The sequence below is a fragment of the Nitrosophilus sp. genome, assembly GCF_982775275.1.
Map to the genome: position 1 here is coordinate 3,560 of NZ_CEXZHP010000010.1, position 16,562 is coordinate 20,121.

The window sequence follows — 16,562 nt, forward strand, 5'->3', positions numbered from 1 at the left end:
CAAACATAGATAGTAAAATCGTTAAAAGCTCAAACTTTACGGCAAATATTGAAAATTGTGAGGCGCCTATCGGTAGTAGCGGGGTTGTAGTGCACTATTTTGACAAAGAGCACTCAACAATTGTGGCAAGAGCCGAGTTAATAGAAAAAGACAAAATCGCCTTTAGAGTATTTGACGCTTTAAAACAGCCAAATCTCCCAACGCCAAATATCGCTCCAAGAGCCGGGGATAAAGTTATTTTAAATTATCTATATGATAGAGGGTTGATTATAGCGCCAAATTTTAAAACATACGAAAATATAGTAAAAAAACATCCAAAAATAGAGTGGATGCATCCAGACCTTTTTGCAGCAGAACTTTCAAAATCCAACAACCCAGCACCTACTAAAGAGGATTTTAAGAACTTTTGCAACAGATACGCAGTTGGAATTTTGTATTTTGCGATAAAGAATAGAGGCTATTTTGTAGATTGTTATAGTTTAAAAAGCGTAGAGAGTGAAAATATAACGGTAGATAGGACAAAAATAAAACTTCCATTTTATAGTAGATTAAAAGAGATAGAGTCTGGATGGTTTAGCTTTTACGGAGCAAGCGAAATAAAAGATTATGATAATTATTATACCAATCTTTTGGAGTTAAGATGATAGAAGATAAACATATAAAAAAATTAGAAGAATTGATCGGAAAAGAGAACGTAAAATCGGACAAAGCCCATCTTTTAGCCTACTCATATGACGCCACAAGAGAGCATTTTAAACCCGATGCTGTGGTTTTTCCAAAAAATGAAGAGGATGTTAGCAAAATTTTAAAATATTGCAACAAACATCTAATTCCAGTTGTCCCAAGGGGAGCCGGAAGCGGATTTACCGGAGGAGCGCTTCCGGTAAAAGGGGGTATTGTGCTTGCCGTGGAAAAATATATGAATAAGATCTTAGAAATTGATATGGAAAATATGGTTGCGGTAGTTCAACCGGGAGTCATAAACAAAGATCTTCAAAGAGAGGTTGAAAAGGTCGGACTTTTTTATCCTCCAGATCCCGCAAGCCAAGAATACTCTACAATAGGTGGAAATGTTGCCGAAAACGCCGGAGGGATGAGAGCCGCAAAATATGGAATAACAAAAGATTATGTAATGGCTTTAAGAGCCGTTTTGCCAAATGGAGATATTATTAGAGCCGGCAAAAAAACTATAAAAGATGTTGCAGGTTACAATTTGGCTGGTATACTGGTTGGAAGTGAAGGAACTTTGGCCGTAATTACGGAGATTACTTTAAAACTTTTGTCAAAACCTCGTCTAACAAAAACCGTGATGGGTGTTTTTGATAGCGTGGAAGATGCTATGAACGCAGTATATAAATCTTTAGCAGGCGGGGCAAATCCTGTAGCGATGGAGTTTTTGGATAATTTAACCATTAGAGCCGTAGAAGAGAAGTTTCAAAAAGGACTGCCTATTGATGCAGGTGCGATATTGATAAGCGATATAGACGGAAATGTTGAAGAGGAGATAGATTATCAAATTTCTCTTTTGAAAAAATATTTTTTTGAAAACGGCTGTAGAGAGTTTAAGGTCGCAAAAGATGAAAAAGAGGCGGCCGATATATGGTTTGCAAGAAGAAATGCAAGTCAAAGTATCACAATCTATGGAAGTAAAAAGATAAACGAAGATGTTACCGTTCCAAGAAGTATGCTCCCAAAATATCTAAAAGAGGTTGAGAAGATCTCTAAAAAATATGGCGTAAAAATACCATGCTTTGGACACACGGGAGATGGAAACGTTCATACTAACGTTATGGTAGATAAAGATGATAAAGCTCAGGTAGAAATAGGCTATAAGGCTATAGAAGAGATATTTGAAATGACTATAAAAATAGGCGGAACTCTTAGCGGAGAACATGGAATTGGTTTAAGTAAGGCTCCTTTTATGAAAATGGCTTTTAGCCAAGAGGAGCTAAATCTTTTTCGAGCGATAAAAAAAGCTTTTGATCCAAATAATATATTAAATCCCGGTAAGATGGGGTTATAGGGTGATTGATTTTGGTTAAAATGGTTAAAAAAGTTAAAACGGTTGAGTGGTTGAGTGGTTAAAATGGTTGAGTGGTTGAGTGGTTTGGTAGTTAAGTAGTTGGATGGGAAGTTGGAAAATCGCCAATTCCAAATTCTAGTTTACCAATGTCCTATGTCTAATTCTAAATTTTCAATCTCTTATTGTATAATTACTTTTTATTTTTTTCAAAGGAATCAAATTGAGGCATTTTTTAACACTTAAAGATTTTAGTAAAGATGAGATATTAGAAATTATAAAAATAGCGCAAGATATAAAAGCAGAAACAAAAAGAGGCGAGTTTGTGCCGTATCTTGAGGGACAAACCCTTGCTATGATATTTGAAAAAAGCTCAACTAGAACCAGGGTTAGTTTTGAAGTTGGCATATACCAACTTGGCGGAATAGGCCTTTTTTTAAGCAAAAACGATATTCAGATGGGAAGGGGAGAGCCTATTAAAGATACCGCGAGGGTTATATCTAGAATGTGCGATTTGGTTATGATAAGAACTTATGAACACTCAAAACTTGAAGAGTTTGCGGCATATAGCAAAGTCCCGGTAATTAACGGATTGAGTGATGATTATCACCCGGTTCAGCTAATGGCTGATTATTTGACGATGATAGAATATAATAAAGATAAAAATCCCATCGTAGCTTATGTAGGAGATGGAAACAATATGGCTCATAGTTGGCTAATGTTAGCAAGTAAACTCGGTTTTGAATTAAGAGTGGCAACTCCAAAAGGGTATGAGCCAAAAGAAGAGATTTTAAAAGAAGCACTAAATTTTGCGCAAAAAAGCAAAGCCAAAATATCTGTTTTAAACGATCCAAAAGAGGCCGTAAAAGATGCGGATGTGGTAACTACAGATACATGGATTAGTATGGGGCAGGAAAATGAAAAAGAGAAAAGATTGAAAGATTTTCAAGGGTTTATGGTGGATGAGAATCTTATGAATTTAGCAAAAAAAGATGCAATTTTTTTACACTGCCTCCCTGCTTATAGAGGATATGAGGTAAGCGAAGAGGTCTTTGAAAAGCATGCCAATGAGATTTTTGATGAGGCGGAAAATAGATTGCATGCTCAAAAAGGTATAATGGTTTGGTTGGATAAAAATAGGCATTAATGGAGGGAATGTGCAGTTAAAAAATATAGATGGAGATAATTTATTAGAAAATATCAATAAAATGGCCGATGAACTCGGCATTGTAGATGCAAAAAATTTAACGGTTGTAAAAATTACCGACGCAGAAGATCCCAATAAAAAAATATTGGAACTTTTACAAGGAAAATGGGATTCAAAAGCACCTTGGTTTGTAATCGGAGAGGATAACAAAGTTTATGTATTGTCCTCTTTGGAGTCCATTATGGAGTTGATTAACTCTTTGAGAAAAACAAAATATGAAAATTTCAATTTAAAACTTGAAAAAGCAATTTTAGAAAATCTGCCGGTAGATTTTAACGATGTATGGGTGGTTGCAATGCAAGAGATTCAAAATAGACTCTCAAAAAGCAAAGATAAACATCTTTTAGATATCGATATAAAAAAGCTAATTAAAGATATAAAAAAGAATCATCCAAATCTTTTTTTGAAACTAAAAGATTTAGGGTTTAAAGAGCAAAGCTAATCTTAGATGTTGTATTAAATTTAAAGAGGAAAAAATGATTGATTTTGAAAAATTTGCCAAATATTCAAAACCGGGACCTAGATATACAAGCTATCCTACCGCTGTAGAGTTTAGCGAGGATTTTACATATGATAGATATATACAAAAATTAAAAGAGCAAAATCCAAACAAACCCCTTTCTTTATATTTTCATCTTCCTTTTTGTAGAAGCGCATGCTATTTTTGCGGATGTAATGTTGTATTTACCTCAAAAGAGGGAAAAAAGGATAGATATATAAAATATTTAAAAAAAGAGATGGATATATTAAAAAAATATTTAAATACCAAAAGAGAGGTTATACAACTCCATTTTGGAGGAGGAACTCCAACTTTCTTTTCTGCTGCGCAATTAAAAGAGATAATTGCCCATATAAAAAATAGATTTCCAAATTTCAGTAAAGAAGCAGAAATTAGTTGTGAGATAGATCCAAGATTTTTAACAAAAGAGCAGATGGAAGTTTTAGTTGAAGGGGGGTTTAATAGAGTAAGTTTTGGTGTGCAAGATTTTGATGAGAGCGTGCAGATGGCCGTTCATAGAATACAAAGTTTTGAGATAACAAAAAGGGCCGTAGATCTTGCAAGAGAGTATGGCATAAAAAGTATAAATATAGATTTGATTTATGGACTCCCTTTTCAAACATTAGATAGTTTTAAAAAGACACTTGAACTTACTTTAAAGTTAGATCCAGATAGACTTGCGATTTTTAATTATGCTCATGTGCCATGGATGAAAAAGACTATGAGAAAGATTGATGAAACTACTCTTCCTTCCCCTCAAGAAAAGTTAAAAATATTAAAATATATCATAGATTTTTGGACAAGCAACGGATATAAAATGATAGGTATGGATCATTTTGCAAAACCGGATGATGAGCTTTTTAAGGCTATAGAAAAAGGAGAACTCCATAGAAATTTTCAAGGATATACTACTAAAGGGGGAGCCAATTTAATAGGAATAGGCCTAACAAGTATAGGTGAGGGGGAAGATTATTATGCACAAAACTATAAAGAGATGGCACTTTATGAAAAAGCTATAGATGAAGATAGATTGCCCTTTTGGAGAGGTGTTGAGCTTACTTTTGACGATAAAGTAAGAAAGATGGTTATTATGGAGTTGATGGCAAATTTTAAACTTGATATAAAAAGAGTAGAAAAAGAGTTTAATATAGATTTTAAAGAGTATTTTAAAGACTCATTAGAAGAGCTAAAAGAGTTTGAAAAAGAGGAACTTTTAAAAATAGAGGATGATTTTATAACAGTTAGCGAAACCGGAGCGATGCTTATTAGAAATATTGCTATGGTATTTGACGCATATTTGAAAAAACATAAAGATACCAAAAAGGTATTTAGTAAAACGGTATAAAAATTTGCAAAATTTTTTAGCATTCAATTTAAAGGAGAAATTTGTTTGAGTTTACTAAAATAAGCGATGAATGTATAAAATGCGGAAAGTGTATACCTACATGCACAATTCATCAGATCAATCCTGACGAAGTTACAAGCCCAAGGGGTTTTATCGAGCTTCTTGGGGATTATCAAAAAGGGGAGTTGGAGTTAGATAAAAACGCAAAAGATATATTTGAGAGCTGTTTTTTATGCACAAACTGCGTAGATGTATGTCCAAATTCTCTTCCAACCGATATGGTAATAGAAGAGGTTCGAGCCGATATAGCCAAAAAGTATGGAATCGCATGGTATAAAAGGGCGTTTTTTTGGCTTTTAAGACATAGATGGGCTATGGATTTAGCGAGTAAACTTGGATACGTATTTAAAAGTTGTGCTGTGAAGGAGGAGAAAAATAAAAGAGGTTTGATTCCTAGATTTAATTTTCCTATGGTAAAAAAAGATAGACTTTTGCCCTCTATCTCAAGCAAAAGTTTTTTAAACAGTTATCCTGAGACTATAAATGTATCAAATAAAAAAAAGGTTGCAATTTTTATAGGTTGTTTGGCAAATTATAATTATACAGAGATCGGAGATAGCTTAATTTATATATTAAAAGAGTTGGGATATGATATATTAATCCCAAAAAAACAAAAATGTTGCGCCGCTCCGGCATATTTTACTGGAGATTTTGAAACAGTTGAGGCTTTGGCTAAATTTAATATAGAATATTTTGAGAGTTTTATTGATGAGGTTGAAGCGATTATTATCCCAGAAGCCACATGTAGCGCTATGATAAAGCATGATTGGGAAGTTTTTTTTAAAAACAGGGATTTAAAAGATTATGAAAAAAGGGCAAAAAAATTAAACAAAAAGATATTTTTAGCTACCGAGTGGTTATATAAATATACCCATTTAAAAGAAATTTTAGAGAAAAAAAATATAAAATTTGACAAAAAAATTACCTATCATGATCCCTGCCATGCAAGGAAGGTTCAGGGAGTCTATAAAGAGCCAAGAGAACTTTTAAACAGAAATTTTACTCTTGTAGAGATGAGCGATCCAAATAGATGCTGCGGATTTGGAGGAGTTACTATTCAGAGCGAAAAGTTTCATTTGGCCGAGGCCGCAGGTAAACCTAAAGCGGCTATGATAAAAGAGACAGGTGCGGATATAGTTGCCGCAGAATGTAGCGCCTGTAGGGTGCAGATAAGTAACTCTTTATTTCAAAATGAAGTTGATACGATTTTTAAAAATCCATTGGAGTTAATAGCCCAAGCTTTAAAAAGGAGTAATAAATGAAAAAAGGTATATTGTTGGCGTTTGCAGGTGTTTTGTCTATCGTTTTTGCGGATATTAATCAAGTTGCCATTAGTGCCACAAAGGCTGTTCAAAAAAGATTGCACAGTGCCCATTGGAGCTATAGCGGCTCAAGCGGTCCTGAATTTTGGGGGGATTTGAAAGATGAGTATTTTATGTGTAAAGATGGCAAAAATCAGTCACCAATTGACCTAAATAGATTTGTTGAAGCAAATCTTCCAAAACTAAAAATTACATACGCCGGAAACGCCGTGAGTATTATAAACAACGGACATACTATCAAAGTAAATACAAATAAAGGTAATAAGATAGAAATAGATGGAAAAACGTTTGTTTTAAAACAGTTTCATTTTCATACTCCAAGCGAAAATAAAATAGATGGTATTCAATACCCTATGGAAGCACATTTTGTTCATATGGACAAAGATGGCAATTTAGCGGTAATTGCCATAATGTATAAAGAGGGAAGGGAAAATAGAGGATTAAAAAAAGTTTTATATCAATTGCCAAAAGAAAAAGGGCATGTCTCTTTGCTTGCTGAGATGTTTAATCCCGGAGATTTATTTCCTAGAAAACTTGATTATTATAGATATAGCGGCTCTTTAACCACTCCGCCTTGTAGCGAAGGAGTAAGATGGATCGTTATAAAAACTCCAGCAGAAGCGAGTAAAGAGCAACTTGATATTATGAGAAAAGTTATGGGAAAAAATAATAGACCAATTCAGCCTTTAAACGCGAGGATAATCTTAAAATAGATGGAGTATTGGAATAGAATTTACGATTTTTTTGATCCGGTAGCTTTTTATATATTTGGTTTTCCCGTGCATTGGTACGGGATTATGTATGTTTTAGCGCTTTTGACAGCGCTCTTTTTTGCCGAATATATAGTCAAAAAGGATAAATTGCCGATTTCAAAAAAAGAGCTTGAGAGCTACTTTATATATGTGGAAATCGGCGTAATTTTGGGGGCAAGGCTTGGATATATACTTTTTTATGATACTCACACTTTTTATTATCTAACCCATCCTTGGCAGATATTTAACCCTTTTTTAAACGGTACTTTCGTAGGTATTAGGGGGATGAGCTATCATGGAGCCCTTATTGGCTTTTTGGTAGCTACTTACATATACTCAAAAAGGTATAAAAAAGATTTTTGGTTTTTAATGGATATAGTTGCTATATCTGTTCCACTTGGATATATTTTTGGAAGAGTTGGAAACTTTTTAAACCAAGAGCTAATAGGTAGAGAGACAGATGTTTTTTGGGGAATTTATGTAAATGGGACATTAAGGCATCCTTCTCAGCTTTATGAAGCATTTTTGGAAGGTTTTTTAATATTTGTAATATTATATTTTTATAGAAAAAGAAAAAGATTTAATGGAGAACTTATTTTATTATATGGAATATTGTATGGGTTTTTTAGATTTATCGCCGAGTTTTTTAGGGCTCCCGATATTCAGCTTGGATTTATATGTTGCGGTTGGATGACTATGGGGCAGCTTTTATCGCTTGTTATGATATTTATATCTTTGATTTTATATTATTATCTTTTAAAAAGGAGAGTATATGAATGATACTCATATGATAGGGTTGTATGTTACGTTTATATTTATGATTTTTTTGGCGGTTATGCCATATTTTGTTATCAAATATGTAAAGAAAAAAGGAAGAAAAAGAAGTTAGGATTTTTCATTTATCTCAGGATAGATATTTAATATAGAGATTAAAAGAGTCAAAACCGCAGGTCCTATTATCATCCCCCAAAATCCATAGCTTGCAAGTCCGGCAACAATAGAGAAAAATACAAGCATCTCATTTATAAAAACCTCTTTTTTGATTAAAAGCGTATCGATATATTTTATAATGATTGGTTTTATAAAAGTATCGGCGATTATGGATATGACTATGATCGAATATAGGGCTATTGTGATCGCTGCGGATGTATTTCCGTGAGCAAACTGATGAAGAGATAGGGGAAGCCACATTATTATCCCTCCAATTACTGGGATTAAAGAGGCAAAGCCGTAAAGTATCCCAAACATTATCCCGTTATATCCGTAAATTTGCGCGATTATCCCAAAAAGTATCCCTTCAAAAAGAGCCGTTGCCAAAATAGAGCTAAAAACAACTCCCATTACGTTTGCCAAAGATTCAAATATTTTTGAACTCTCTTTAGCCGAAAGAGGCATAATCTTTTGAAAATATAGCAGTAGATCCTTTCCATAAAGATTTGCAAAAAAATAAAATATTAAAATCAAAACTATATCTTTTAAAAATTTTGCACTTTTAGCGGCTAAAAATGAGGCGATAGATACAAGCTTATTAACGGCGGTATTTAGATCGATTTTTGCTAAATACTCTGTAATATTTGTATCTTTTAAATAGCGGTTGTTTGATATAAAATCGTTTACCCAACTATAAACGTTATTATATATATCTTTTATATTTTCCATATCAAGCTGAGCTATCGTGGTAGCCGCGGTTGTGATAAGATACACTATAGGAGCGAAAAAGAGTATCGCAATCAAAAATGTGCTTATAGTAGCCGATAGAGTTTTATTTTTTGTTTTTATAAGAAAAAAATAGTTTATTTTATATGTTGCGATAGCCAATAAAATAGCGATAATTATACTTTCTAAAAATGGATAAAATACCTTATAGGCAAAATATCCTACTATTAAAGTCAAAATCCCAAGAAAGTGAATAGGTTTCATATCTTACCTTAAAAAAGAGTATCTTGAATATTTGGTGAGATTTTTAAAAGCTCATATGTTTTAACAGTAGCGACTCTACCCCTAGCTGTTCTTTGGATATAACCCTGTGCCAAAAGATAGGGTTCAATAACATCTTCAATAGTTCCTTCATCCTCACTTAACGCGGCGGCTATGGTATTTAGTCCAAGAGGTTTTCCCTTTGAGGAGGCTAAAAGTTTTAAAAGTTTAATATCAAGCTCGTCAAATCCTTTTTCATTTACTCCAAGTTCATCTAAAGCATATTTTGTTCTATCCACTTTTATGGTTTCTTCGTTTGCAACTTCGGCAAAATCCCTAACTCTTTTTAAAAGTCTCAAAGCCACTCTTGGAGTGCCTCTGCTTCTTTTTGCGATCTCTAATGCCGCCTCTTTTTCAATCTTTTTATTTAGCTTTAAACTTGCGTTTTCAACGATTTTTGAAAGCTCTTGAGGGGTATAAAACTGCATCCTAAAATGCATACCAAATCTATCTCTTAAAGGATTGCTGATCATTCCGGCTCTCGTAGTTGCCCCTATTAGGGTAAATCTTGGTAGATCTATCTTTATCGTTTGGGCTGCTGGTCCGCTACCGATAATAATATCTAATCTAAAATCCTCCATAGCAGGGTATAATATCTCTTCAATTGCGGGAGATAATCTATGAATCTCGTCTATAAATAAGATATCACCCTCTTCCAGGTTTGTTAAAATAGCTGCTAAATCTCCGCTTTTTTCTATCATGGGAGCCGCTGTTATTTTTATGTTTGCTTCCATTTCAGAGGCTATGATATGAGCAAGAGTGGTTTTTCCAAGTCCGGGAGGTCCGAAAAAAAGTATATGATCAAGTGCTTCTTCTCTTTTTTTGCTCGCTTCTATAAAAACTTGTAGATTTTTTTTAATTTTTTCTTGACCTATATATTCATTCCATTTTGAAGGTCTTAAACTGTTTTCAAAACTATTTTCTGCCTCAAATTTTTCAATCTCTACTATTCTTTCCATTTTGCCTCTTTTATATTAATACTCAAACTCTTTACTTGGAAATTCTCTTTTTTTTACTTCATAAGCATATTTTTTCAAAGCATCTTTTACAAGTTTTGCCCCATCTAAATATCTTTTTACAAATTTTGGTTTAAACTCATCAAAAAAACCCAGCATATCAGACCATACAAGAACCTGACCGTCAGTATATGGTCCCGCTCCTATTCCAATAGTTGGAATGTTTACATGCTCTGTGACTATTTTTGCTACCTCAGATTTTACTCCCTCAATCACTATGCAAAAGGCCCCTGCTTCCTCAACGGCTTTTGCATCTGCAAGAATTTTTTTTAACTCTTTTTCATCTTTGCCTTTTATTTTGTATCCTCCCTCTCCCCTAAAATTTTGGGGAAGTAGCCCAATATGGCCCATTACGGCAATTGAATTGTCGGTTAGATATTTTATAATATCGGCTTTTTGCAAGCCTCCTTCTATTTTAACCGCGTCTGCTTTAGTATTTTGATAGATTTTTATCGCGTTTTTTAAAGCCTCTTTTTTATCTATGTATGTTCCAAAGGGCATATCGCAAACAATAAAGCTATTTTTTGCTCCGTTACAAACGGCTTTTGTATGATATATCATCTGCTCAATAGTGGCAGATAAAGTATCGCTTTCTCCCAAAAAACTCATATTTAAACTATCTCCAACCAAAATAATATCCGCATGCTCTTCAAACAGTTTGGCAAAAAGAGCGTCATATGCAGTGATCATCACAATAGGCTCTTTGCCCTTTTTGTTTTGAAGAGTGGATATGGTCTCTTTTTTCTTCATTATCTCCCCGTAAATTATCATTTATTATTGATTTTATCAAAATATAGGTATAATTTTGATAAAAATTTATAGTAAATTGGCATAAAGGATTGTTTTTGAAAAAGCTTGTCGCTTATATTACTTCAGCTTTACCAGATAGAGAATTTACGATAGATTTAGCTTTGGCGATGAAAGAAAATGGTGTAGATTCTATTGAGCTTGGGATACCGTTTTCAGATCCAGTAGCCGATGGTCCGGTTATAGAAGAGGCAAACGTAAGGGCTTTAAAAGGTGGGTTTAGGATAAAGGATACTTTATATATCAGTGAAAAAATAGCAAAAAAGATAGATACTTTATGGATGGGATATTTTAACCCTTTTTATCATAAAGGGGTTAAATATTTTATAGATGAGGCGAAAAAGCTTGGAGTAAGCGGTTTTATAATCCCAGATCTCCCTTATGAAGAGGCTCTAAGTTATAGAGCTTTGTTTGATGAGGCAAATATCGCTCTTATAGATTTTGTAGCACCCACAGATAATGAAGAGAGGATAAAAACAATAGTAAAAGATTCTAAAAAATTTATCTATCTTGTTGCGTATGCCGGAATTACTGGAAGCCAAAAGAGCGAAGATATAAGCGAAGTAATAAATAATATAAAAAAACATACTAACACTCCGGTTTATATAGGTTTTGGAGTAAACGAAAAGACGGCAAAAGAGAAAGCTAAAAATGTGGAAGGGGTGATAGTTGGTAGTGCGTTTGTGAAGATATTGTTACAAGATTTGACAAATAAAGAAAAAATTGATAAAATATGCGAGCTTTCAGGAAGAATTAAGGATTTAATAAACTCCTAAGCCAATCTCCCAGATACGGGGGTGACTTGGCTTCGACAGGAGCAGTCGGTATTAGGCTGCATGCCGGCTTGAGGAACGCCGTTAAAATTCCTCAAAAAAATAGACGCAAACAATACAGATTATAGACCGGCTTACGCTGTAGCTGCGTAAGTTTAACTAAACTTACACGGTCCCTCGCACCAGACTTTGCCCTCTAAGTCTGGATCTTGCGGGGTCACAAAAAAGAGGGCTTGAGTCTTAGGTTGCCAAGCCTAAGGCTGACATATTTTGGCTGGGCTATTAAAGGCTTTGGGCGCTGAGCCTTTAATAGCTGAGATTAATCAGCGCTACTAAGCATGTAGAGGCCTAATATCGGTTGTTTCTGGACTCGGGTTCGATTCCCGACACCTCCACCAAATTATCTGCAATAATTTATAATCTCCATATAACTTTTTTCATAAAAATCTCTATTTTTTTGATCAAGTTCAATGGCTTTTTTTATACTTTTTTTAGCTTTTTCGCACTCATTTAGGTGCATATATGTTAGAGCAAGATTGTTTAGTATGAGAGGATCTTTTTTTATAGTTAAAATTTTTTTATAAATTTTTTTTGCCTCTTTATATCTGTTTAATAAATAGTAACTATTGCCTAAAGCTGTAAGTATCTCAAAATCGTTTCTCCATCTATTGAGTCCGTTTTTGGCGGCTTTTAAAATAAGATCATATTTTTTTGCCTTTTCTAGTTCGATAAGTGTATTTATAAACTCTTTTTTTGTTATAAAATTTGGTATTTTTTGGGAAGGAGTTATTATAAGAAACCAGTTGTTTGCTTTTTTATGGAGATTTTCAAAACTGTAAAAAGATAAAGTTTCTATCTGTTTTCTTGATCTTAAATATATTTTTCTTTTTTTTATATCATATCCAAAAACAACCGCATAATGCCAAATAGGATATTTTTCAAAAGCAAGATTTAGCAAAACAAGAACCGGAAAGCCATTGTCGATGGCTTTTAAAATGTATAATAAATTTTGATTTTTTTCAAAATATAAAAGATTTTTATCTCTTATTATAGATTTTAACTCAATTTTTATAGAACCTTTTTTTTGAGGAATATAAACTTTTTTTACTATTTCATCAAATGTTGGCGTATTTTTTATATATCCTTTTTTTTGCCAATATTTTAAAATCATCAAAACAGAAGATGGTCCACAATAATATTTTTGCTGTGGAACATATGGAACATCTAAAAATTTTTTGCTGTTTATCTCTGGGGGAGGATTTATATTTTTAGAGGAGCATCCTAAAAAAAGGATGGAAAAAAACAGAGCCAACCATCCTTTTTTCATAATCTATTGAATAGGTCTTGTAAAGGTAAATACTTTTGTATATCCTAAAATATCTGTTATCAATAAAACCAAAAATATTAAAACAATAGCGCCTATTATCGCATTACCGCCTGCAGGCATATTATCTATATTTTTAGAGATCTTCTCAACCTCCTCGTCACTTAATAAAGCTACTCTTTTTTGGGCATCTTCTGGATCTATACCCATAGCTTCGAATTTTTTAATAACATCTTCTCTTTTTAAGAAAGATTTTAATTTTGCCCTTTTTTGCTCTATATTTGATAGATTTTTTTCTACAACGGCTTGAGTTGAAACAAAAGATGCGTATGTTGTGCTTGAAAATACCGAAATCCCCAATAATAAAGATAAGATAAATTTGCCAACTTTTGCCATTTTAAATCCTTTATATTTGATTTTATTGATTAATGGTATCATATAATATGTTAAAAATCTTTAAAGGATAAAAATGGATAACGTTTTTGAATCTTTGCATCCATTAATTAAAGATCTTGTAAATAAGATAAGAGATGTAAATCTTGATAGTAATCTTTTTAGAAAATATGTAGGAGCAATAGCAAAGATTTTGCTTTTTGAAGCTTTAAAAGATGAAAAACTTGAGGAAAAAGAGATTAATACTTGGATAGGCAAAAAAAGTTTTGGTTTTTTGCCGGAAGAAAATTATGTTTTTATACCGATCTTAAGAGCGGGTCTTCCGATGTTAGATGGAATAATAGATATTATGCCATTGGCGAAAGCGGGATTTTTAGCTATGAAAAGGGATGAGACAACTTTTAAGTCCATACTATATTATAAAAGGATTCCAGATCTTAAAAATAAAACCGCAATAATACTCGATCCTATGGTTGCTACGGGAGGATCTTTGCATGATGCGATATCTGAGATAAAAAAACAAAAACCAAAAAATATCGTTAGTTTAAATATAGTTGGAGTCAAAGAGGGGCTTTTTTACGTGTCAAAATCCCATCCCGATGTTAAAATATATATAGCTCAAATCGATGAAAAATTAAATGATCAAAAATATATAATTCCAGGCATTGGAGACGCTGGTGACAGGGCTTATAATACTCTTTAAAGTAGATATGAAAAATCTTAAGATATAATAAAAAAAAATCTAAAAGGCCTTCTATTGAAAAGAGAAAAAATTCATTATCTTTTAAGTATATTAAAAAACTCAGACGATCATATCTTTATATTAAAGCCAAATTTCGAGATTTTATCTATAAACGAAAAAGTCAGGCACCTGCTTGGTTATCAACCGGAAAATATTTTAGGCAAAAATATTTTAGAAATTTTGGATAAAGATTTTTATAATGAACAAAATAGATGTTTAAAAAAGATAAAAGATAGTGAAGATATTATCAACTGCAACGTCCATTTTCTACTAAGTAACGGCGCAAAAATAGAATCAAAAATCGAAGCTGTATCTTTTAGATTGGATGAGGAGAGTCTTATTTTGATGAGACTTCAAAACGGCAAAAGGGATTTAAAAGATTTGGTTGAGAAATCTTTAAAAAAAGATTTGGGAATAGATGATTTTGCAAATAAAATAGAACAGTATTTCAACCTTATCCAAAAAGAGGCGCATATCGGGATTTGGGAGATAGACCTTGATAGTATGAAGGTCTATTGGAGCAACGAAATGTATAATATATTGGGATTAAATAAATCAAAAGATACTCCTAAGATTCTTGCAAAAAGTAGTTTTATCGATCTAGATGATAAAAGTTTCGTATCTCACGTTTTTGAAAACTCTTTAAAAGATAGAGAAAATTATAAGATTACATATAGAGTTATAAGACCTAATGGAGAGGTTAGATATCTTGATGAACATGCAATTTATATAAAAGATGAGGAAAAAACATATCTGTTAGGATTTGATATAGACGTAACAGAGAGAGAAAGATATCAAAAAAAGCTTCTCGAACAGACAAGAATAGCTGAAGAGATGAGGATAAAAGCAGAACAAGCAAGAAAAGAAGCCGAAGAGGCAAATAGGGCTAGAAGTATATTTTTATCAAATATATCCCATGAGATAAGAACACTTTTAAATGCGATACTTGGTTATTCACAGATTTTAAAACAGGATAAAGAGTTAAACGAGCGCCAAAAAAGAATGGTTGAGTCCATTCTGATTGCAGGTGGACATCTTCTTGATTTAATAAACGATATTTTAGACATTACTAAAATGGAGATGGGAAAGAACAAAGTAAATATAGTTGAATTCAATTTAACAAATATGTTTAAAAGTCTTTATCAGATATTTAAAATTAGAGCGGAAAATAAAAATATAGGATGGAAAATTGTAGGTATGCCAAAAGAGGATCTATTGATACGTACAGATAAAACAAAGCTTTTTCATATTCTTTTAAATCTTGTGGGAAATGCTATAAAATTTACGGAAAAAGGAGAAGTTGAACTGATATTTAAATATAAAAAAGATAATAAATGCTATTTTGAAGTTAAAGATACGGGTATCGGGATAGAAGATTCTATAAAAGAAAAGATATTTGAGCCTTTTATTCAAAATGAAGAGGGTTATAAAAGGGGAGGGACAGGACTTGGACTGGCTATAGCCAACAGCAACGTAAAACTTCTTGGAGGAAGTTTAACTTTAGAATCACAAGTTGGGAAGGGAACAAGATTTTTCTTTGAGATACCTTGCGGTAAAATAAAAAAAGTTCAGCTTATATCAGATTCTTTTAATAATAACGGGCTAGTATTGAAAAGGAACAAATCTTTAAGAGTTTTAATAGTCGATGATATAGAAGATAATAGAATAGTTTTAAAAGATATATTGGAACAAAAAGGGATCATGGTTGATGTTGCAAAAGATGGAATAGAAGCGGTAGAAAAATATAGAAGTTTTAAGCCAGATTTAGTATTTATGGATATAAAAATGCCAAAAAAAGACGGAATTGAGGCTACCAAAGATATTAAAAACATAGATAAAAAATCTATAATTGTAGCCTTATCGGCATCGTCTCTTTTATATAGCGATGTCAATCTTTTTATGATTTTTGATGAAAATATTACAAAGCCTTTTAGTATAGGAGATCTTGATAAAATCTTTTTAAAATATTTTCCGCAAAAATTTGAAAAAATTTCATTTCAAGAAAAAGAGATTAAAAAAATAGATAAAAAAATTGATGAAGATATAAAAAACAAAATAGTCTCTTATGCACAAATTGGGCAAATATCAGATTTAAAAAGAGTTATAGAAGGTCTTGAGGACGAAGAGATAAAAAAGACTTTATCTGCTTATTTAAGAAATTTTGAGTTTGAAAAAATTATAAACGAAATGAAAAACAAAGGAAAATAATGAGTGAAGAGATAAATTATAAGCCAAAAATACTTCTAGTTGATGATACGCCGGAAAATTTAGCTTTATTGATGGAGACTTTAGAGCCTGTTGGATATCAGATATTTGTCGCAACTT

At 32.6% G+C, this 16,562-nt stretch carries 16 protein-coding genes and 1 other RNA gene; 12 read left to right on the forward strand and 5 right to left on the reverse strand.

Translation table 11 applies throughout. From position 1 onward, the window contains the following. The 8 genes from AC30RD_RS01210 to lgt form a co-directional block, all read left to right on the forward strand. Positions 1–644: plasminogen-binding N-terminal domain-containing protein (locus tag AC30RD_RS01210; protein ID WP_489492317.1), on the forward strand; the 644-nt coding region annotated here is incomplete at its 5' end. Next, positions 641–2,023 (forward strand): glycolate oxidase subunit GlcD, encoded by a 1,383-nt coding sequence (gene glcD / locus AC30RD_RS01215; RefSeq protein ID WP_489492318.1) that lies wholly within the window; start codon positions 641–643, stop codon positions 2,021–2,023. The genes AC30RD_RS01210 and glcD, both read left to right, overlap by 4 nt. A gap of 220 nt (positions 2,024–2,243) precedes the next feature. Further along, positions 2,244–3,167 carry an ornithine carbamoyltransferase gene (argF, locus tag AC30RD_RS01220; protein WP_489492319.1) on the forward strand — a complete coding sequence of 308 codons (924 nt, stop codon included), beginning with the start codon at positions 2,244–2,246 and terminating at the stop codon, positions 3,165–3,167. Positions 3,168–3,177: 10 nt separating this feature from the next. Beyond that, entirely contained in the window at positions 3,178–3,669 is a 492-nt protein-coding gene (locus tag AC30RD_RS01225) for a DUF2603 domain-containing protein (protein WP_489492320.1), read from the forward strand. A 34-nt stretch (positions 3,670–3,703) separates the two neighbouring features. Continuing rightward, positions 3,704–5,071, forward strand: a complete 1,368-nt coding sequence (gene hemN / locus AC30RD_RS01230; RefSeq protein WP_489492321.1) for an oxygen-independent coproporphyrinogen III oxidase — start codon at positions 3,704–3,706, stop codon at positions 5,069–5,071. Between the two features lie 41 nt (positions 5,072–5,112). Then, the gene (locus AC30RD_RS01235; protein WP_489492322.1) at positions 5,113–6,393 is read left to right on the forward strand and encodes a (Fe-S)-binding protein; all 1,281 of its coding nucleotides are present in this window, start codon (positions 5,113–5,115) and stop codon (positions 6,391–6,393) included. After that, positions 6,390–7,166: a carbonic anhydrase gene (locus tag AC30RD_RS01240; protein WP_489492323.1), complete on the forward strand. Its 777-nt coding sequence runs from the start codon at positions 6,390–6,392 to the stop codon at positions 7,164–7,166. Before AC30RD_RS01235 ends, AC30RD_RS01240 begins: the two co-directional genes overlap by 4 nt. Further along, positions 7,167–7,985 carry a prolipoprotein diacylglyceryl transferase gene (lgt, locus tag AC30RD_RS01245; RefSeq protein WP_489492324.1) on the forward strand — a complete coding sequence of 273 codons (819 nt, stop codon included), beginning with the start codon at positions 7,167–7,169 and terminating at the stop codon, positions 7,983–7,985. It abuts the gene before it with no gap. A gap of 105 nt (positions 7,986–8,090) precedes the next feature. Here the strand turns inward: lgt and AC30RD_RS01250 are convergent, their stop codons facing one another. From AC30RD_RS01250 to panB, 3 genes are read right to left on the reverse strand one after another with little or no spacing between them, the layout of a single operon-like run. Continuing rightward, positions 8,091–9,125: an AI-2E family transporter gene (locus AC30RD_RS01250; RefSeq protein ID WP_489492325.1), complete on the reverse strand. Its 1,035-nt coding sequence runs from the start codon at positions 9,123–9,125 to the stop codon at positions 8,091–8,093. A gap of 8 nt (positions 9,126–9,133) precedes the next feature. Continuing rightward, entirely contained in the window at positions 9,134–10,141 is a 1,008-nt protein-coding gene (ruvB, locus tag AC30RD_RS01255; protein ID WP_489492326.1) for a Holliday junction branch migration DNA helicase RuvB, read from the reverse strand. Positions 10,142–10,156: 15 nt separating this feature from the next. After that, positions 10,157–10,948 (reverse strand): 3-methyl-2-oxobutanoate hydroxymethyltransferase, encoded by a 792-nt coding sequence (gene panB / locus AC30RD_RS01260; RefSeq protein WP_489492327.1) that lies wholly within the window; start codon positions 10,946–10,948, stop codon positions 10,157–10,159. A 95-nt stretch (positions 10,949–11,043) separates the two neighbouring features. On the opposite strand from panB, the gene trpA reads away from it, so the two are divergent. Next, a complete protein-coding gene (gene trpA / locus AC30RD_RS01265) occupies positions 11,044–11,781 on the forward strand; it encodes a tryptophan synthase subunit alpha (RefSeq protein ID WP_489492329.1) in 738 nt (245 codons plus the stop codon). A 17-nt stretch (positions 11,782–11,798) separates the two neighbouring features. Then, positions 11,799–12,176, forward strand: a transfer-messenger RNA (tmRNA) gene (ssrA, locus tag AC30RD_RS01270). Positions 12,177–12,178: 2 nt separating this feature from the next. Here ssrA and AC30RD_RS01275 read toward each other — a convergent pair. Both AC30RD_RS01275 and AC30RD_RS01280 read right to left on the reverse strand, forming a co-directional pair. After that, positions 12,179–13,090: a PA2778 family cysteine peptidase gene (locus tag AC30RD_RS01275; RefSeq protein ID WP_489492330.1), complete on the reverse strand. Its 912-nt coding sequence runs from the start codon at positions 13,088–13,090 to the stop codon at positions 12,179–12,181. Positions 13,091–13,108: 18 nt separating this feature from the next. Further along, the gene (locus AC30RD_RS01280) at positions 13,109–13,498 is read right to left on the reverse strand and encodes a PA2779 family protein (RefSeq protein ID WP_489492331.1); all 390 of its coding nucleotides are present in this window, start codon (positions 13,496–13,498) and stop codon (positions 13,109–13,111) included. Positions 13,499–13,571: 73 nt separating this feature from the next. Here AC30RD_RS01280 and upp point away from each other — a divergent pair, with 73 nt between their 5' ends. Together upp and AC30RD_RS01290 are read left to right on the forward strand one after the other, a co-directional pair. Next, the gene (gene upp, locus AC30RD_RS01285) at positions 13,572–14,198 is read left to right on the forward strand and encodes a uracil phosphoribosyltransferase (protein WP_489492333.1); all 627 of its coding nucleotides are present in this window, start codon (positions 13,572–13,574) and stop codon (positions 14,196–14,198) included. A gap of 54 nt (positions 14,199–14,252) precedes the next feature. Beyond that, complete coding sequence (locus AC30RD_RS01290; protein ID WP_489492335.1) at positions 14,253–16,445, forward strand: hybrid sensor histidine kinase/response regulator; 2,193 nt, start codon at positions 14,253–14,255, stop codon at positions 16,443–16,445. Positions 16,446–16,562: the final 117 nt, after the last annotated feature.